Source organism: Butyrivibrio sp. DSM 10294 (assembly GCF_028539135.1).
Lineage (GTDB): Bacteria > Bacillota > Clostridia > Lachnospirales > Lachnospiraceae > Butyrivibrio.
This window is the reverse complement of sequence record NZ_JANSWL010000087.1, coordinates 496,162-514,346: the sequence shown is the minus strand read 5'-3', so window position 1 is coordinate 514,346 and position 18,185 is coordinate 496,162. Positions and strand designations below refer to the sequence as shown.

Genomic DNA, 18,185 nt, shown 5'->3' with positions numbered 1-18,185 from the left:
TATTTAGGCATTTTTCCATATAAGCCGTTAGTAGTATATACTAAAATGATTTATTTGTGTTGAATTTCTGACGAATGACACTTGAAATCTGACGAATGACATTTCTATACTGAGGGGGAGGATTTATACCAATGGGGACGGTTCTGTTTGGTAAAGTTTTGTTTGCAAAACTTTACCAAACAGAACCGTCCCCATTGGTATAAATCCTTCCCCGATAACTAATCCTTATATTTCCCTATAAGTAAAATACTTCTTGACAGAGAGCCTATGCGGACTGTATCATCTACATAATTACTTATAAATCCCATCATATTAGTCGGATTAAAGCGACACAGTGAAAAAGGGATGTGAGAACGGCAGAAAAAGAAAAAGAAAAGGGTAGGAGAATTGGCATGGCAAGGGAAAATGTGGTAAAACTCCCTGATCCGGAGGAGCAGATCTGGCAGCAGATCAGAGAAAAGGTTGAAGGCATCGAGTATGGAACAGTGACCATCACAGTACATGCGGGGAAGGTCACACAGCTGGAGACCAGCACCAAGCAGAGATTCTAAGGGGCTGCGTGGTATATCGAGGAGAATGGGAGGAGTATTATGGCTAGATCTATCGAGGAACTTGAGAGAAATCACCCCTGCTTTGGGGGGTGCAAATTCAATGCGGGAAGAATTCATCTTCCTGTAAGCCCCGGCTGCAACATCGCCTGCAGATTCTGTGACAGGTCGGTGAACGATGTGGAGCAGCGTCCGGGAGTAACATCCAAGATTATCTCCCCTGAGGAAGCAAGTACATTTATAAACAGAGCGGTGGAGCTGGTTCCCAGCATCAAGGTTGCGGGAATTGCGGGCCCTGGAGATACACTTTTTACGGATTATGCCTTTGAGACCTTCAGAGAGATCGACAAGACACATCCTGAGCTTCTTAAGTGCATGAGCACCAACGGTCTGATGCTCTATGAGAGAGCCGATGAACTGATCGAATCCGGTGTGGATACCCTGACAGTTACCGTCAATGCGGTGGATCCGGAGATTGAGGCTCAGCTCAATGACTACATCATTTATCACGGTGAGAAGATCGAGGGCGTAGAGGGTGCCAGGATCCTTATCGAGAACCAGCTTAAGGGTATTAAGAAGGTAGCGGCAGCAGGCGTTACCCTCAAGATAAATACTGTACTGGTTCCCGGCATCAACGACCATCACATCGAGACGATAGCAAGGACTGTGAAGGAAGCAGGGGCGCTTATCTACAATATCATCCCTCTTATTCCTCAGCACAAGCTCGCTGACGTGCCACGTCCTACCTGCGAGCAGATTGAGGCCGCAAGGGAAGCAGCCGAAAGGCACATCAAGGTCTTCAGGCACTGCGCCCACTGCAGAGCCGACGCAGTTGGAGTGCCGGGTATATCTGAGTACAGTCAGCTGGTATATCAGAACAGACTCAATGTGAAAAATACATTTTCTCACGGCTAAGGAGCGCTTATGGATAATCCATCCTACAGAGTGGCCCTGGCTTCCACCGACAACAGGAACGTGGATCAGCACTTCGGAAGAGCAGAGAGCTTCCTGATCGTGGATGTGGATGAAGCGGGGAACTACGAAGAAATTGAACAGAGATTTGTGAATCCGGTGTGCCTTGGCGGTCATCACGACGTCAATCAGCTAAGGAGAGGAGCCTACGGAATCCTTGACTGTAACTTTGTCCTTGCCGCCAGGATCGGCGACGGAGCAGTATACGAGCTTCGGGAAAAGGGGATAGCAGCCTTCGAGATGCCGGGCTCAGTCCCCGACGGACTAAGGCGCCTTGACGGATATCTGAAGCTTCTTCAGGAGATGAACTTATGAGTAAATACGATTTTGACAAAATAGTAGACAGACGTGGAACCTCCTGTATCAAGTATGATTTCCAGCAGGAGCGCAAGCACAGGGATGACCTGCTTCCATTATGGGTGGCAGATATGGATTTTCCCCTTCCGGAGGAAATCTTAGAGGATCTTCATAAGAGAGTTGACCACGGAATCTTTGGTTACACGGATCCCAAAGAGGACTACTTCGAAGCCCTTAGCGGCTGGTACAGAAGAAGACAGGGATTTGAGATTAAGGCTGAGGACACCTTTGTAACTCCGGGAATTGTGTATTCCATCGCCCTTGCGGTAAGGGCCTGTACGGAGGAAGGTGACAGCGTCATCATTCAGGAGCCTGTTTACTATCCCTTCAGATCAACCATTCAGCAGAACAAGAGAAAATGCGTGTCAAGTAACCTTGTTTTTGACAGGGAGAAGGGCAAGTACTTCATAGATTTTGAGGATTTCGAGCAAAAGATCGTAGACAATAAGGTTAAGCTTTTTATCCTCTGCAGTCCCCACAATCCGGTGGGAAGAGTGTGGACAAGGCAGGAGCTCACAAGGCTTGGAGATATTTGCCTTAAGCATGATGTGAAGATCTTCGCAGACGAGATCCACAGCGATTTTGTCTACGGTGACAACAAGCATACATCCTTCCTTACACTGGGAGATAAGTACGCGGATATCACAATCCTTGGTATTTCCCCCAGCAAGACCTTCAACATCGCAGGTCTTCAGGTGGCCAACGTAATATCAAGGAACAAGGAGCTTCTTGATAAGTTCAAACTCCAGAATGACGCCGCAGGCTACAGCCAGGGCGGAGCCCTTGGAATGGTGGCGGCCATATCCTGCTACAACAAAGGCGAGCAGTGGGTGGAGGAGCTTCTGCAATATCTGCAGGGAAATATCAGCTATATCAGGGATTTCCTTAAGGAGAAGCTACCGAAGATCGAGCTCATAGAGCCTGAGGGGACCTACCTTATCTGGCTTGATTTCTCCAAGGTCACAGGGGACTATCGGGAGCTTAAGAGACTTATCGAAGATGAGGCAAAGCTCTGGCTTGACGGAGGAGTGATCTTTGGCAGAGAGTCAGCTCTTTTCGAGAGGATCAATGTGGCGTGTCCAAGGGCAACACTGGAGACAGCAATGAACAGGTTATATGAGGCCTTCAAGGACCGCTGATATTTTTTTTTTGAATTAGAAAAAAGAAAAAGAAAAAAGAAAAAAGAAAAAGAAAAAAGAAGAAAACACGGGAGATATGAAAAAATGGATTGTAGCGGCTGTAACAGATGTACCGAAATAAATTGCAGCATAGATACAAAGTGTCAGCAGCTGGACAGGAGCCTGATGGACCAGTACGGAGCCATCAGCTTTCCTATATACCAGACTGCCACCTTTGCTCATCCGGGACTTGGGGAGAGTACCGGATACGATTATTCGAGAGTTCAGAATCCCACAAGGAAGCAGCTTGAATCAATTGTGGGATATCTTGAGAACGGAAGGGATGCACTGGCTTTTTCCAGCGGAATGGCGGCAATTGCCACTCTTATGGAGCTCTTAAAGCCCGGTGATCACTTCATCATAGATTCAGATCTCTACGGCGGAAGCGTCAGGCTTTTTAACGAGATCAGTTTAAAGAACGGTCTTACCTACACTTCAGCCAATCTAAGCGTTTCTGACATACGCCCTCTGATCCAGGAAAATACTAAGATGGTGTATCTTGAGACGCCCACGAACCCCATGATGAATGTTACGGATATCGAGGAACTGTCCAAGGTGACCAGGGAAAAAGGAATTCTCCTGGTGGTGGACAACACCTTTTTATCACCCTATTTCCAAAACCCTTTAGACCTTGGTGCGGACGTGGTCATCCACTCGGGAACCAAATTCCTGGGAGGTCACCACGACACCATAGGTGGATTTATCGTAGTTAAGGATGAAGAGATCGATGAGAGACTTCGTTTCATCTACAAGACAACCGGAGCAATCCTTAGCCCCTTTGACAGCTGGTTGATTCTTCGCGGAATCAGAACCCTGGCGGTAAGGCTTGAGAGAGCCCAGGAAAATGCCCTGAAGCTGGCAAGGTTCCTTAAGTTCAACAAGCATGTGACTAAGGTTATCTATCCCGGTCTTGAGGACCATCCCGGGTACGAAATCATGAAGAAGCAGGCCAGGGGCTTTGGCGCAATGCTGACCTTTGAAGTGGATAGCGAGGAATTTGCCAAGTCAATACTTAGAAATGTGCAGCTGATCTATTTTGCAGAGAGTCTTGGAGGAACGGAGACACTGATAACTTACCCCGTAACCCAGACCCACGCAGATGTGCCGAAGGAAGTTCTGGAGAAAAACGGGATCAACGAAAGGACCTTGAGATTGTCAGTTGGAATAGAGGGAATAAATGATCTTCTCTGTGAGTTTGGAAGAGTATTTGCTATTGCAGAGAAGGAAGTGAATGGTTAATTTTACACCGATAAGTAAATCTTATATCCTGCTATAAGCCGCTCTGTGGTTGACTTTGCGGGGCACTATGTTAGAATTTCATTAAATCATTTAATTCCTATCAACAAACTAGGTAATAGGTTTTTAACAATTTAGCAAACTAAAGAAAAAAGAAAATAAGACAACTAAGAAAACGGAGGAAAAAAAACTATGGCAGACATCAAACAGAGCGCACTTGAACTTATCGGGGGAACACCACTTTTACAGCTTAACGGCTACAGTAAGAAGGCTGGCGTAGCAAATGCTACAATCCTTGCTAAGCTTGAGTATTTAAATCCCGCCGGATCAGTTAAGGACAGAGTTGCCCTTGCAATGATCGAGGATGCAGAGAAGAGCGGCAAGATCAAACCCGGCGCAACAATCATTGAGCCTACATCAGGAAACACAGGTATCGGTCTTGCAGCAGTTGCAGCAGCCAAGGGCTACAGAGCAATCCTTACTCTTCCCGATACCATGAGCGTAGAGAGAAGAAATCTCCTTAAAGCATACGGCGCAGAGATCGTTCTTACAGAAGGCGCCAAGGGAATGAAGGGAGCCATCGCCAAGGCAGAGGAACTTGAGAAAGAGATCGACGGAGCAGTTATACTCGGACAGTTCGTTAACCCTGCTAACCCTGCAGTACACAAGGCTACCACAGGTCCTGAGATCTGGGAGCAGACAGGCGGCAAGGTAGACATCTTCGTAGCAGGTGTTGGTACAGGCGGAACTGTTACAGGTGTAGGTGAGTACCTGAAGGAGCAGAATCCTGATGTTAAGGTTGTTGCAGTTGAGCCCGCAACCAGCCCTGTTCTTTCAAAAGGAACAGCAGGACCTCACAAGATCCAGGGTATCGGCGCAGGCTTCGTACCGGATGTTCTTAACACCAAGGTATTCGACGAAGTAATCGCAATCGAAAATGAAGATGCATTTGCAGAAGGCAAGAAGTTCGCAGTATCCGAAGGAATCCTGGTTGGTATTTCTTCAGGAGCAGCCCTCAAAGCAGCAACAATCCTTGCAGAGAGAGAAGAGAACAAGGGCAAGACAATCGTAGTCCTTCTTCCCGACTCCGGAGACAGATACCTTTCAACACCACTCTTTGCTAACTAAACTCAATTCGCGGGACATGCCTTGGCGTGTCCCCGTACCGCTAAACCGACCGGACAACCGGAGGTTCACTTTAGTCTCACTCATTCGTGAGTTTAAAAGTGGACCTCTGTTTTTTTACATATTTTTACAGAAAAAAGTAGGAAGAACTTATGGCAGAGACTTATTCGGGAGTAAGAGAAAGTAAATCAGGAAGAGTTAATGACTATGGCGGAAGCAGCAAGGCCGCAGAGGAGAGCTTCAGAAAAGGGTGCCTTAAAAGGGCCGATAGGAGCTTCGCCCAGGGCCTTCAGTGCCAGCAGATCAACTCCATGGCGGCGCTGATGTCGCTGGAGGATGCGGTCTTTATAGCTCATTCGCCACAGGGCTGCATCGGATGTACCTCACTTGCTGTTGACATGTACCGTGTAGGCCAGGCTCACAGAGGCGTTAAGCACATCAAGAACCCACATATCATCGTTACTAATCTTGATCAGAAGAGCGTTATCTTCGGTGGTGAGAAGAAGCTGAGAGATTCAGTTCAGAAGGCCATCGAGAGATACAACCCAAAGATGATATTCGTTTTTGCATCCTGTGCTTCAGGCGTTATCGGAGATGACATAGATGCCATCTGTGCAGACCTTCAGAAGAGCGCTGATGCAGTGATAGTGCCTATCCACTGCGAGGGCTTCAAGTCCAAGATCTGCGCTTCAGGTTTTGACGCGGCCTTTATATCGATCCAGAAATACATACTTTCCAAGGTACAGGCAGAGAAAAACGACAACCTTGTTAACCTGTTCGCTCCCGTTTCCATCAGCTACGCAGACCAGAAGGAGATGGAGAGAATGTTGGGACTTCTTGATATCGAGACCAACTACATTCCTTTTTACAGCTCACTGGAGAAGATCAAAAAGATACCCAGCGCTGCAGCATCAACATCTATCTGCAAGGTTTTTGCCGATGAGTTCATGAACAGTCTTGAAAAGGAATACGGTATTCCCTATTCACATACCGTAATGCCCATAGGACTTCGTAACACCGACAAGTGGTTTCGTGGAATCGCACAGGTCATGGGAAAGGAGAAGGAAGCTGATGAGATCATTAACAGAGAGCATGAGAGAATTACTCCTTTGGTTCAGAAAATTAGAGAAAGACTTCAAGGAAAACGAGTATTTATATGCGGAGGCACAGGTCGCAGTTTCGCAGCTGCAGCTCTTATCGATGACTTCGGTATGGAACTCGTAGGTCTTGAGACACCAACCTATGACGATGATGCCCAGGTGGACATCGAATATCTCAACAGCATCCACAAGGATTTCGTGGTTGATATAGCCAACATGCAGCCCTTTGAACAGGTCAATCTTATCAAGAAACTTAAGCCTGACGTGTTCATCGGAGTTCCCGAATGGGCTGCCAAACTGGGACTTCCAACAACCCATGTTCTTGATATGAAGCGACCTACCATGGGCTACGATGGTCTGATCTACCTTGGAAACAAGATAGCGGATCAGCTGGAAAATCCCGGATTTAACAAGAAATTAGCCGCTCATGTCAGGCTTCCCTACAAGGACAGCTGGTATGAGGAGGATGCATTCAAATACATCGTGGGAGGTGGAGCAAATGTCTGAAATATTGGAAAACCCACGAGGTGGTTGCGTACTTGCCGGAATCAACTCGGTTCTGGGAGCCATAAACAGGGTATGTCCCATACTTCACTCAGGCCCGGGCTGCTGCATGCAGACCTGTGCGGCCGAGCAGGGACAGTCAGGAAACAAGAATTCAGCCTTCGTTTCAAGCGTATCCATTCCCTCCACCAATATGCTGGAGAGAGAAGTAGTATTCGGAGGACTTAACAAGCTCCGTACAACAATTCAGGGAGCAGTGGACATCATGGATGCGGATGCATTCTTTGTTCTTACTGGCTGTACCGCAGGAATCATCGGCGATGACATTGTTTCGGTTACAGAGGAGTTCAGGGCAAAAGGCGTTAAGGTGTATCCGATAGACACTCCCGGATTTGCCGGTGACAGCAATCTGGGATATGAGGTTATCTGGAACAACTTCATCGATCAGGTGATAAAAGAGGATGTGCCAAAGGACGACAAACTGGTAAATGTCTTTGGAATCGTTCCTTACCACGATCCTTTCTGGAGCGGCAACCTTGAAGAGATCGCCAGAATCCTCAGAGGACTGGGGCTCAAGGTCAATACCTTTTTTACCGAGCATCAGGGTATTGAGACCCTGGAGAACTGCTCCGGGGCAGCCCTTAACATAATCGTTAACCCCTGGCTCTTTGGTAAGCCTGCCAAGAAGTTCGAGGAAAAGTTCGGCGTAAAGAGCATCAGATATCCCGGAACTCCCATAGGAGCCACGGATACAGGCAGGTTTGTAAGACAGGTGGCAGAGGCACTTAATCTGGACAGCAGCGTTGTGGATGCCTTCCTTGCCAAGGAAGAGGACTACGTATACAGCTATCTGGCGCAGGCCATTGGAACACTTAGCTGGAAGAGATATGCGGTGGTAGGTGATGCGGCAAATGTCTGCGGGATCACCAGATACCTGGCCAACGATTACAGCTTCACACCAAAGCTTGCCATCATCTCGGAGCCTATATTCGGTGAGGAGAACAAGAACCGCATTATAAAAGAACTTACGCAGCTGGAATATGCAAGGCCACCCAAGGTCATTTTTACCGCTGACCAGTTTGAGATAAACAAGGCTCTCTCAGAGGAAGAGGAACTGACACTTATAGTAGGCAGCAGCAATGAGAGAGAAGCCGCATCCCTTAAGGGAGTGCAGTGCATAGCGGCGACCTTCCCGTTAAAGGACAGACTTATCTTTAACAGGGCAATAGCAGGATACAGAGGAAGTCTTACACTCACGGAAGATCTGTATGACAACCTTTAATCACAATATTTACACCCCATAAGAAAAAAGAAAAATATTTAGAAGAGGAGAATGAAAAAATGGCAGAACTCAGGCAGATTGCGATCTATGGAAAAGGTGGAATCGGTAAGTCCACCACAACACAGAACCTGACAGCAGGACTTGTTGAGCACGGTAAAAAAGTAATGGTAGTTGGATGTGATCCCAAGGCGGATTCCACAAGACTTCTTCTTGGAGGCCTTGCACAGAAGACGGTTCTTGACACCATAAGAGAAGAGGGTGAGGACATCTCACTGGACAGGATCATGAAGGAAGGCTTCGGCGGTACCAAGTGCGTTGAGTCCGGCGGTCCTGAGCCAGGTGTAGGCTGCGCAGGTCGTGGTATCATCACCTCCATCAATATGCTTGAGAACCTTGGTGCATACACTGATGATCTTGATTATGTATTCTATGACGTTCTTGGAGACGTTGTCTGCGGTGGTTTCGCAATGCCCATTCGTGAAGGCAAGGCAAAAGAGATCTACATCGTAGCATCAGGTGAGATGATGGCTCTGTACGCTGCCAACAACATCTCAAAGGGTATCCAGAGATACGCAAGAACAGGCGGAGTAAGACTTGGCGGTATCATCTGCAACTCAAGAAACGTGGACAGAGAGCTGGATCTTCTCAGAGCCTTCTCAAAGGAACTTGGAACTAAGCTTCTTTACTTTGTTCCTCGTGACAACGTAGTTCAGCACGCTGAGATCAACAAGAAGACAGTTATCGAGTACAAGCCTGATTCTAACCAGGCTCAGGAGTACAGAAACCTGGCCCAGGCCGTTATCGAGAACACAGATTTCGTCATCCCAACACCCATGACCCAGGAACGCCTCGAAGAAATCCTCATGGAGTACGGCATGATGGAACTTTCAGATGATTACAAAATCTGATGACGAAAGCGCTTTTTGCGGAGTCATGCGTATATCATCAGATACTATGGCAACTCGATAGAAAGTCAAGACTAAGGAGGAAAAAGTATGTCAAATATACATAAATCCATTACTGAACTTGTTGGGAGAACCCCCCTTCTTGAGCTTACCGGCTATGAAAAACACCATGACCTTGGAGCCACCATCATTGGTAAGCTTGAGTATTTTAATCCCAATCAGAGCGTAAAGGACAGAATAGCCCTTTCAATGATAGAGGACGCTGAAAAAAGCGGCAGGTTAAAGCCCGGCGACACCGTTGTTGAGACCACCAGTGGAAACACAGGAATCGGACTTGCAGCCATCGCAGCAGCAAAGGGCTATCCTTTCAGAGTATATATTCAGGATCAGGTTAGCCAGGAGAGATTCCAGGTAATACATGCTTTTGGCGGAACCACCATTAAGCTTGGAGATGAGCCTGTTATTGCTAAGACACTTCAGGATACAGGCGGAGATTTTATCGCTGCCATCAAGGCTCTGAAGGAAGATGTTTTATCAAAAGAAGATCATATCTGCTTCGTTGATCAGTGTTCCAACCCGGCCAATCCTGCTGTTCACAAGAGAACCACAGGACCCGAGATCTGGGAGGACACCGACGGAGAGGTCGACATACTGGTTGCCTGCGTAGGAACCGGCGGAACCGTTTCAGGAACAGGTGCTTACCTTAAGGAAAAAAATCCTAACGTCAAGGTAGTTGCCGTTCAGCCGGGGCCTGATTCACTTCCAAGTCCTGGGAAGCCTGTTCCGGATGAGGAAATCACCGGAGTTCATCCTTTCGAGGGAGTTCCGGAAAACCTGATCCCTTCAACACTGGACAGAAATATCTACGATGAATGGATCGCCGTTGAGGCCCTTGATGCCTTCGAAGCAGCAAGAGAGGCGGCATTAAAGGATGGAATCCTTATCGGAGCATCTTCGGGAGCAGCTCTTTTTGCAGCTAAGCAGCTGGCAGAAAGACCGGAAAACAAGGGAAAGAAGATCGTTGTTATCTTCCCTGACACAGGACTTAGATATCTTTCAACCAACCTTTTCAAAGCATAAAGTGGATTAAAAAGTAAATAGGAGATAGAAAATGGCAACCAATCTTAACAATTCAAACGTGGCCACCAGAGAGAACCGAATCGGTTCCATCACGGGCTACATCGGATCCTTAAAAGACCTGGCAACCCAGAGTGAGTGCGGAACCTTAAAGGGCTGCTCAAGATGCTTTTCCCAGTCAAGCTCATGTCTGTCAAGCTGCGCACTGGGCCAGCTCTCAGCCATAAGAGACATCGCACTTATCCATCACGGCCCCGCAGGCTGCTCAGTAGCGGCAGCAGGCACCTACTACCTGGATAAGGTTATGGCCAAAAAGAGAGGTGTTACCACCAGCACAGTTTATGTGGGCACCGACATGAACGAGAACGATACGATCTTTGGTTCCACCAAGGCTCTCAAGGACATCATTCTGGAAGTAAATAAGCGCTATTCACCCAAGGCTATCTTTGTATCCAGCTCCTGCGCAACAGGTATCATCGGTGAGGACATTGACAGCGTTGTGGATGAGGTAAAAGAGCAGATTGAAGTTCCTGTTATCGCGGTTCACTGCGAGGGCTTCAAGTCCAGAATCTGGGCTACGGGCTTTGACATTGCAGACCATGCGGTTCTGTCAGGAATCGTTCAGCCTCCTCGTGAGGGAATTAAGTCCAACAGGATCAACTTCAAGAACTTCTACGAGAGTGCAAGACCTGAGATCATCGAGATGTTCAAGCAGTTCGACCTGGACCCGATTTTCCTGTATTGCAATTCTACAGTTGAAGAGCTCTCACATATGTCAGAGGCTATTGCCACAACCTGTATCTGCGGAACTCTCGGCAACTACCTTGGCAACGTTCTTGAGGAGAAGTACGGTGTTCCCTACATCAGAAGCATCAACCAGTGCGGTATTGTAGGTTTTGAGACCTGGCTTCGCGAGATCGGAAGAGTTACGGGAAGAAGTGAAAAGATCGAGAAGTACATCGAAGAGCAGCGTGCTATTTACCTTCCCAAGATTGAAGAAGTTAAGAAGGAGCTCAAGGGCCTTCGTGCAGTTCTTGGAATGGGCCCCGGCTACACCTTCGAGGTATCACGTGTTCTCAATGAGCTGGGCATCGAGGTTGTATGGGCTCTTGCATGGCACTACGACAAGAAGTACGAGAACGGAGACGTTCCTCCTTCAATGAAATATCTCCTTGATAATGATATCGATTTTGAGGCCTCAGTTGCGGATCAGCAGAACTACGAGGTTATGAATATCCTTAACAAGTATCAGCCTGACCTGTACCTTTCAAGACATCCCGGCTCCACAGTCTGGGCTATCAAGAACGGTACTCCGGCGGTGTATGTTGCTGATGAGTACATGATCTTTGGTTACAAGCACACCCTTGATTTTGCATACTCAATTCTTGACAGCATTAAGAACAGGAGCTTTGAGAAGAACCTGGCAAAGAGGACCAGGCTTCCTTACACCGACTGGTGGTACAAGCAGAACGTGGACAAGTTCTTAACACAGGAGAAGGCTTAATACATAAAATAAGGAGATGAAAAAGTGGCTAAACTATTAGATAAACAGAGATATAAATGCGCACTGGGTGCAATGCAGACAGTGCAGGCTATAGACAGAGCTATTCCGGTGCTTCACTCAGGCCCGGGATGTGCTCAGAAGCTTTCCGATTCCAACGGCAGCAGCGGATATTTTTCACCCAACATTTTTCCCTGCACCAGTATCAATGAGAAAGACGTTGTATTCGGCGGTGTTAAAAAGCTTCATTCAACCATCGACAATGCTCTTAAGGTGATCGACGCAGACCTTTATGTTGTGCTTACAGGCTGCATTCCGGAGATCGTAGGTGACGATACCGGAGAGGTGGTTTCCGAGTTTGCGGATGCAGAGAAGCCTGTTATCTACGCTCCCACAGCGGGATTTAAGGGTAACAACTACAAGGGCCATGAGCAGGTCATCGATGCCATTATCGACCAGTATCTCAAAAAGAGCGATGAGAAGGAAGAGGGTCTTGTGAATGTCTGGGCTGACGTTCCTTATCAGGATCTGTACTGGAACGGCAACTTCAACGAGATCGAGAAGCTCCTTAAGGAGATTGGCCTTAAGCCCAATATCATTTTTGGTTATAAAAAAGGAATCGAGAATATCAACAAGATTCCCAAGGCTCAGTTTAATCTCTTGATCTCTCCCTGGGTTTCCGTAAAGAACGTCAAGAAGATGGAGAAAAAACTCGGTATTCCTTATCTTCATTACAAGAACCTTCCTGTGGGCGCCTTTGAGACCAGCAAGTTCCTCAGGGAAGTGGGCGAGTTCGCCGGCCTTGACAAGGAAAAGGTTGAGAGCGTTATCACAGAGCATGAGAATTATTACTACTATCTTATCGAGAGATTCGCAGATCTTTTCCTGGAGAACCGAGTTATCAACAAGCAGTTCACAGTTGTGGGCGATGCTCAGTATACACTTGCAATCACCAAGTTCCTGACCAATGACCTTGGTCTTATCCCGGCTAAGCAGTTCATCACCGACGATACTCCCAAGGAGTTCAGGGATGATATCGCTGCTGAGTTCAAGAAGCTCAACTATGGTATCGAGGCTGAGGCTGTATTCGAGACAGATGGTTACAAGATCCATGAGCAGATAAGAGAGCATGATTATCACGGATATCCTCTTATTCTTGGCGGTTACTATGAGAGAGAGCTTACCGAGGAGCTTAAGGGTAACTTCCTGAATGTGACCTGGCCTGTAAGAGACAAGATCGTGCTGGATGATTTCATTGCAGGTTACACAGGCGGAATCAGGCTTATCGAGGATATTTACACAGTGGCTTCACAGAGATTCAACTGATGAAGGGTACTTAAAAGGATTTTTTAGAAGGAGTAGTTATGTCATATTTAATAGCTGTGGCTTCTTCAGACGGAAGTAATGTAGATCTTACATTTGGCGAAGCGGAGTTCTTTCGCATATATGAAGTGGAGGGAACCGAGTATCACGAGAAGGAAGTGAGACAGGTTCCTGCTGCGGAAGAATCTGATGCGGCTGCCGATCAGAGCAGCGGCGAAGGCAAAGGCTGTGATAGTGCCGGTGCCGGAGGCTGCGGAAACGGATCCGGCAGTGGCTGCGGAAATGGCAACGGAGGCGGCTGCGGAGGCCCCCGGGGACATTCCGTTAAAGTGGAGCTTATCGCAGATTGCAGAAGTATAGTCTGCAAAAAGATCGGCTTTCAGGCTACGAAGCAGCTTGAGAAGAAGGCAATAGCCGGCTTCGACGTCAGCTGCGGCGTAGATGAGGCCCTTACCAAGATCTCCGCATATTATAACAAGATCGATAACCATCAGTCTCTTCGCAGGGAGTAAGACTGAGGGGTATTGATATAGCCGTAGGTTTTCTTTTTTTATATTTTTCTTTTTTCTTGGAGGGGCCAGCCCACAGTTTTTAATGGGGACTGGCCCTTTTTGTGTGAGTCAATGGGGACGGTTGCGAGTCATCCCGCTTCCGTTGTGATATAATGGTTGGGAAAATCATACCAACTCAGTGGGAAAAGGGGAACATCATGACAATACTCCAGCTTAAATACGTTATCGCTATCGACGAAGAATGCTCCATGAGGAAGGCCGCAGACAGGCTCTACGTCTCACAGCCGGGCCTGTCCAGCGCAGTGAGGGAGCTTGAGAGCGAGCTTGGCATTCAGATATTTCAGAGAGTTCACAACGGAGTTGTGACAACAGTAGCGGGAGGCGAATTTATTGCCTACGCAAGAAGCGTCGTTGAGCAGTACGAGAAAATAGAGCACAAATATCTGGAAAAGAGGGAGGAGAAACCTACTTTCTCAGTATCCATGCAGCATTACACCTTCGCAGTCAATGCTTTTATCGAGGTTGTTAAGGATTTCGATTGCAATTCCTATCAGTTCAGTGTTCGCGAGACCCAGACCAGCGAAGTAATCGACGATCTTAAGACCCTTAGGAGCGAGGTTGGTGTCATCGCTCTTTCCGACTTTAACAGAAATATGTTCAAGAAGGTCTTCGCAGATGCCTCACTTGAATTCCATGAGCTGTTCCAGTGCAATACCTACGTATATCTCTGGAAGAATCATCCCCTGGCAGACAGGGCAGAGTTGTCTTTGGAAGATCTCAAGGACTACCCCTGCATGGTATTCGACCAGGGCGACAACAACTCTTTTTACTACAAAGAAGAAGCCCTTGCTACCTACGATTATCAGAAGGTTGTCACCACCAACGAGAGAGCAACTTCCATGGAGCTCATGATCGGTCTTAACGGCTACGCAGTCGGATCGGGACTTCTGGATGCGTCGCTTAACACCACGGATTTCAATGTTATCAAGTTAAAAGAGGAAGATATCCTCACCCTTGGCTATATCGTCAGAAAGGGCAATGTTCTCAGCGAGATGGGACAGGCCTATATCAAGAAGCTGGAGGCGTACTCAGCAGTGTGAGTGCCGCGGGAATGAGTCAATGGGGACGGTTGCGAGTCATTGACTCATTCCCGCCTACCGATAAACCTCTTTTATCGCCACATATAAACCTCCCGTAATTGTGCATCCTACCTGCCTGCTGTATATTAAATACAACAAACAAATAAACGCCGACCGGACAACCGGAGGCTTTCGTTTCACTATCATTGGGTGGATCGAAAGGCCTCCGGTTTTTTATTACAAAGAGCTGTCATATACAGCGGTTCGGTTCCATGTAAGAAAAGGAGGAGTCACAATTATGAAAATGAAATCTATCAAAAAAGTATTTATCTCCGGAGCACTTGCCTCCGTCATGTCAATATCCCTGGCAGCCTGTGGAAATGCATCAGCATCAGATACTACTCAGCAGACAGCAGATTCACCAAGCACAGAAGTAACCAAGGTAGTCATCGGTTCAGGCATCAACTACAACCCCTACTGCTACCTGGATGAGAATGGCAACGCCGTAGGCTATGAGTACGATGTTCTTGCAGCCATCGACGAGCTACTTCCTCAGTACGAATTCGAATATCAGTCCATGGCCTTTGATCAGCTGGTGCTTTCACTTGAATCCGGCAAGATCGATGTGGCTGCACACCAGTATGAGTACACACCTGAGCGTGAGGAGAAATATCTTTTCTCAGGTGAGTCCTACACTTCCTACATCACCTACCTTGCGGTCCTGGTTGACTCGGATGTGACCTCTCTTGCAGACCTTGCAGGACAGAAGATCAGAACCGGCGGCGCAACCAGTGCTACAACCCAGATTCTCACCAAGTACAACGAGGAGCATCCCGGACAGGAGGTTGTTCTTGTAAACACTGAGTCCAGCTCAGACGAAGAAGGTGCCGCAGCCCTTAAGTCAGGAGCAGCCGCAGCCTCAGTTCTTAAAAAGAGCGATGTGACCAAGATGAACAAGAACTTCTCAGATGACGGCAAAGACTGGCTTAAGTCAGTAGGTGAACCCATCAACAATTCAAAGACCTATTACCTCTACCGCAAGGATGAGACCGAGCTTCAGACAGCCATCGACGGTGCACTCAAGACTCTCAAGGACAACGGCACACTGTCAGAGCTGGCAATCAAATGGGTAGGATATGACGTAACAGAAGAGGAATAATTTCCATGGGTAGTTACTTTAGCGCAGAGAGATTTATAAATGTTTTCCCCAAGATAATCAGCTGCATATCTGTGAATTTTCATATAGTTTTGTGGTCTATGCTGCTTGGAACAATTCTTGCCATTTTTGTTGCCATCCTTAGGTTAAAGGAGATTCCGGTGGTGAAGCAGATTCTTGGGGTATACATATCCTTTATGCGTGGAACACCGCTTCTGGTGCAGATGATGATAGCTTTTTACGGAATCCCGTTAGTACTCGGCAATGTATTTATGAACCTGTTCGGAATTAACTTAAACAGAGTGGAGCCTGTGGTTTTTGTGGAGATCGCGATCGTTTTAAATGAGGGGGCTTTTTTAGGCGAGATCTTCAGAGGAGCAATAACGGCAGTTCCGGCGCTTCAGACAGAGGCGGGTTATTCCATAGGAATGACCGGGGCACAGACCTTTTTCAGGATCGTGCTGCCCCAGGCCTTCAAGGTGGCGCTGCCCCATTACGGAGTTGATTTTGTGGGAGTATTCCAGAACACCTCTCTTGTATTCACTTTGGGCGTCGTTGACGTCCTTGGCAAAGCCAAAACACTGGGAGCTGCCACAGGTCATACTCTTGAGGGGTATCTGGCCGCCACTTTGATCTACATATCCTTTAGCCTTTTGCTTAAGGGTGTATTCCTCCTTATTGAGAAAAATATGAAAAACGGTAGCGCACCGGCTATCTGATTCGAGGTGACGTAACACATGAGTTTCAATGTTCAGAGCTTCATCGAAGCCTTAAGATCCGCATTTAAATATGCCCCGGTCACCCTGGAGCTTACGGTGATAACCTTCCTGGTGAGCCTTGTGCTGGGGACGGTGATAGCTACTGTAAGACATTACAGGATTCCGGTGATCTCTCAGATCCTGGGAGTATTTGTAACGGTATATATGGGCCTTCCCATGATGGTGGCCCTTATTTTGTACAATCTGCTTTTTATGACCTTTTACAACGATTTTGCCACTGCTCTTAATATCTCAACTCCCATAAGTGAGATCAATCCCATCTACATCGGCTTTTTCGCACTGATCCTGGGACAGAGCTGTTCCCTTAGCGAAGCGGTGAGAGGAGCTTTCAGAGGCATAGAAAAAATCCAATACGAGGCAGGCTACAGCATAGGACTTAGCAAGATAAAAACGCTCTATCGCATTATCTTTCCACAGATGGTTCCGATCCTCTTGCCGGGAATGCAGAACTCGCTGATTGGCCTTTTAAAGGCCTCCAACCTGGTCAGCGCCATAGCTGTGACGGAGATAATGACGGGAGCCCTCCTTCCGAGCCTTTTATATTACAGTTATCTTGAGTCCTATGTGGCGGCAGCCCTTGTATATTGGATCATCGGAATCGGTATCGAGGTTCTGGCGCATTTTGCAGAGAAGAGATCAGGGCAGTATCTAAGGAGAATTAACAGTGATTGAACTTACAGGTGTAAAAAAGGCTTTCGGCAAACAGGAAGTCTTAAAGGATGTTTCCATAAAAGTAAATGATGGTGAAGTTGTGGTAATCCTGGGGCCCTCGGGCTCCGGCAAGACCACCTTCCTTAGGTGCATAAACTTCCTTGAACGGGCAGAGCAGGGGAAAATGGTCTTTGGTGACAAGATCCTTGATCTTAAGCATGTGAAGAAGAGGGATATCCTCTATGTGAGAAGGCACAGCGCCTTCGTTTTCCAGAACTACGGACTGTTTGCTCACAAGACTGCGCTGCAGAACGTTATGGAGGGACTTACCCAGGTCCAGAAAATGAATAAGGCAGAAGCCCGTAAGATCGCTGAGGATGCCCTTAGCTGGGTGGGACTTCTGGATAAAAAAGATTTCTATCCCGCGCAGCTTTCCGGCGGACAGCAGCAAAGAGTCGGCATCGCAAGGGCTGTGGCCCTTAAGCCTGACGTGATACTTTTTGACGAACCTACATCAGCTCTTGACCCTGAGCTTGTGGGCGAGACTCTGGAAGTAATCAAGAAAGTGGCAAAGATGGGCATTACAATGGTGGTAGTTACTCATGAGATGTCCTTTGCCGAGGATGTTGCCGACAGAGTTATCTTTATGGATGGCGGCGTCGTGGTGGAGGAAGGTAAGCCCGGCGAGATTTTTTATAAGCCAAAGGAGGAGCGTACAAGACAGTTCCTGTCAAGGATTATTCCCCAGGATGCATATGTTATTTGATTGACTCACAACCGTCCCCATTGACTCACAACCGTCCCCGCGTCATCACCGTCCCCGTTGGTATAAAACCGTCCCCATAGACTCATTTAACATGGTATAATAGCTATGGATTTTGATTTGAATTTATAGTACAA

Annotated in this window: 18 protein-coding genes; all 18 read left to right on the top strand. The window is 47.4% G+C overall.

Annotation, left to right across the window (positions count from 1 at the left end; all coding sequences use genetic code 11):
* Positions 1-392 precede the first annotated feature (392 nt).
* Complete coding sequence (locus tag NXH67_RS16075; protein ID WP_081644378.1) at positions 393-551, top strand: YezD family protein; 159 nt, start codon at positions 393-395, stop codon at positions 549-551.
* Positions 552-590: 39 nt separating this feature from the next.
* A complete protein-coding gene (locus tag NXH67_RS16070) occupies positions 591-1,463 on the top strand; it encodes a radical SAM protein (protein ID WP_272798033.1) in 873 nt (290 codons plus the stop codon).
* Positions 1,464-1,472: 9 nt separating this feature from the next.
* On the top strand, positions 1,473-1,835 hold the full coding sequence (locus tag NXH67_RS16065; protein ID WP_272798032.1) for a NifB/NifX family molybdenum-iron cluster-binding protein: 363 nt from the start codon (positions 1,473-1,475) through the stop codon (positions 1,833-1,835).
* Positions 1,832-3,016 carry a MalY/PatB family protein gene (locus NXH67_RS16060; protein ID WP_272798031.1) on the top strand — a complete coding sequence of 395 codons (1,185 nt, stop codon included), beginning with the start codon at positions 1,832-1,834 and terminating at the stop codon, positions 3,014-3,016. Before NXH67_RS16065 ends, NXH67_RS16060 begins: the two co-directional genes overlap by 4 nt.
* 84 nt (positions 3,017-3,100) lie before the next feature.
* The gene (locus tag NXH67_RS16055) at positions 3,101-4,294 is read left to right on the top strand and encodes a trans-sulfuration enzyme family protein (RefSeq protein ID WP_022779583.1); all 1,194 of its coding nucleotides are present in this window, start codon (positions 3,101-3,103) and stop codon (positions 4,292-4,294) included.
* Between the two features lie 189 nt (positions 4,295-4,483).
* Entirely contained in the window at positions 4,484-5,419 is a 936-nt protein-coding gene (gene cysK, locus NXH67_RS16050) for a cysteine synthase A (protein WP_272798030.1), read from the top strand.
* 149 nt (positions 5,420-5,568) lie between these two features.
* A complete protein-coding gene (locus NXH67_RS16045) occupies positions 5,569-7,023 on the top strand; it encodes a nitrogenase component 1 (RefSeq protein WP_272798029.1) in 1,455 nt (484 codons plus the stop codon).
* Positions 7,016-8,302, top strand: coding sequence for a nitrogenase component 1 (locus NXH67_RS16040; protein WP_272798028.1), 1,287 nt, complete (start codon positions 7,016-7,018; stop codon positions 8,300-8,302). Before NXH67_RS16045 ends, NXH67_RS16040 begins: the two co-directional genes overlap by 8 nt.
* Before the next feature lie 5 nt (positions 8,303-8,307).
* Positions 8,308-9,210, top strand: coding sequence for a nitrogenase iron protein (nifH, locus tag NXH67_RS16035; RefSeq protein WP_272798055.1), 903 nt, complete (start codon positions 8,308-8,310; stop codon positions 9,208-9,210).
* Between the two features lie 87 nt (positions 9,211-9,297).
* Complete coding sequence (locus NXH67_RS16030; protein WP_272798027.1) at positions 9,298-10,287, top strand: PLP-dependent cysteine synthase family protein; 990 nt, start codon at positions 9,298-9,300, stop codon at positions 10,285-10,287.
* Between the two features lie 31 nt (positions 10,288-10,318).
* Positions 10,319-11,788, top strand: coding sequence for a nitrogenase component 1 (locus NXH67_RS16025; protein WP_022779967.1), 1,470 nt, complete (start codon positions 10,319-10,321; stop codon positions 11,786-11,788).
* A 24-nt stretch (positions 11,789-11,812) separates the two neighbouring features.
* Positions 11,813-13,111, top strand: a complete 1,299-nt coding sequence (locus NXH67_RS16020) for a nitrogenase component 1 (protein WP_022779968.1) — start codon at positions 11,813-11,815, stop codon at positions 13,109-13,111.
* A gap of 38 nt (positions 13,112-13,149) precedes the next feature.
* The gene (locus NXH67_RS16015; protein ID WP_272798026.1) at positions 13,150-13,620 is read left to right on the top strand and encodes a NifB/NifX family molybdenum-iron cluster-binding protein; all 471 of its coding nucleotides are present in this window, start codon (positions 13,150-13,152) and stop codon (positions 13,618-13,620) included.
* Positions 13,621-13,817: 197 nt separating this feature from the next.
* A complete protein-coding gene (locus tag NXH67_RS16010; RefSeq protein WP_022779970.1) occupies positions 13,818-14,720 on the top strand; it encodes a LysR family transcriptional regulator in 903 nt (300 codons plus the stop codon).
* A gap of 277 nt (positions 14,721-14,997) precedes the next feature.
* Entirely contained in the window at positions 14,998-15,858 is an 861-nt protein-coding gene (locus NXH67_RS16005; RefSeq protein WP_022779971.1) for a transporter substrate-binding domain-containing protein, read from the top strand.
* 5 nt (positions 15,859-15,863) lie between these two features.
* Positions 15,864-16,574, top strand: coding sequence for an amino acid ABC transporter permease (locus NXH67_RS16000; protein WP_272798025.1), 711 nt, complete (start codon positions 15,864-15,866; stop codon positions 16,572-16,574).
* An 18-nt stretch (positions 16,575-16,592) separates the two neighbouring features.
* Positions 16,593-17,306 (top strand): amino acid ABC transporter permease, encoded by a 714-nt coding sequence (locus NXH67_RS15995; RefSeq protein WP_022779973.1) that lies wholly within the window; start codon positions 16,593-16,595, stop codon positions 17,304-17,306.
* Positions 17,299-18,051: an amino acid ABC transporter ATP-binding protein gene (locus NXH67_RS15990; RefSeq protein ID WP_022779974.1), complete on the top strand. Its 753-nt coding sequence runs from the start codon at positions 17,299-17,301 to the stop codon at positions 18,049-18,051. The genes NXH67_RS15995 and NXH67_RS15990 overlap by 8 nt, the downstream gene beginning before the upstream one ends.
* The last annotated feature ends 134 nt before the right edge of the window (positions 18,052-18,185 follow it).

Bases quoted from the DNA above. Each gene is read 5' to 3' on its own strand.
- NXH67_RS16075 (WP_081644378.1), top strand. From the start codon at position 393: ATGGCAAGGGAAAATGTGGTAAAACTCCCTGATCCGGAGGAGCAGATC.
- NXH67_RS16070 (WP_272798033.1), top strand. From the start codon at position 591: ATGGCTAGATCTATCGAGGAACTTGAGAGAAATCACCCCTGCTTTGGG.
- NXH67_RS16065 (WP_272798032.1), top strand. From the start codon at position 1,473: ATGGATAATCCATCCTACAGAGTGGCCCTGGCTTCCACCGACAACAGG.
- NXH67_RS16060 (WP_272798031.1), top strand. From the start codon at position 1,832: ATGAGTAAATACGATTTTGACAAAATAGTAGACAGACGTGGAACCTCC.
- NXH67_RS16055 (WP_022779583.1), top strand. From the start codon at position 3,101: ATGGATTGTAGCGGCTGTAACAGATGTACCGAAATAAATTGCAGCATA.
- cysK (WP_272798030.1), top strand. From the start codon at position 4,484: ATGGCAGACATCAAACAGAGCGCACTTGAACTTATCGGGGGAACACCA.
- NXH67_RS16045 (WP_272798029.1), top strand. From the start codon at position 5,569: ATGGCAGAGACTTATTCGGGAGTAAGAGAAAGTAAATCAGGAAGAGTT.
- NXH67_RS16040 (WP_272798028.1), top strand. From the start codon at position 7,016: ATGTCTGAAATATTGGAAAACCCACGAGGTGGTTGCGTACTTGCCGGA.
- NXH67_RS16030 (WP_272798027.1), top strand. From the start codon at position 9,298: ATGTCAAATATACATAAATCCATTACTGAACTTGTTGGGAGAACCCCC.
- NXH67_RS16025 (WP_022779967.1), top strand. From the start codon at position 10,319: ATGGCAACCAATCTTAACAATTCAAACGTGGCCACCAGAGAGAACCGA.
- NXH67_RS16015 (WP_272798026.1), top strand. From the start codon at position 13,150: ATGTCATATTTAATAGCTGTGGCTTCTTCAGACGGAAGTAATGTAGAT.
- NXH67_RS16010 (WP_022779970.1), top strand. From the start codon at position 13,818: ATGACAATACTCCAGCTTAAATACGTTATCGCTATCGACGAAGAATGC.
- NXH67_RS16005 (WP_022779971.1), top strand. From the start codon at position 14,998: ATGAAAATGAAATCTATCAAAAAAGTATTTATCTCCGGAGCACTTGCC.
- NXH67_RS16000 (WP_272798025.1), top strand. From the start codon at position 15,864: ATGGGTAGTTACTTTAGCGCAGAGAGATTTATAAATGTTTTCCCCAAG.
- NXH67_RS15995 (WP_022779973.1), top strand. From the start codon at position 16,593: ATGAGTTTCAATGTTCAGAGCTTCATCGAAGCCTTAAGATCCGCATTT.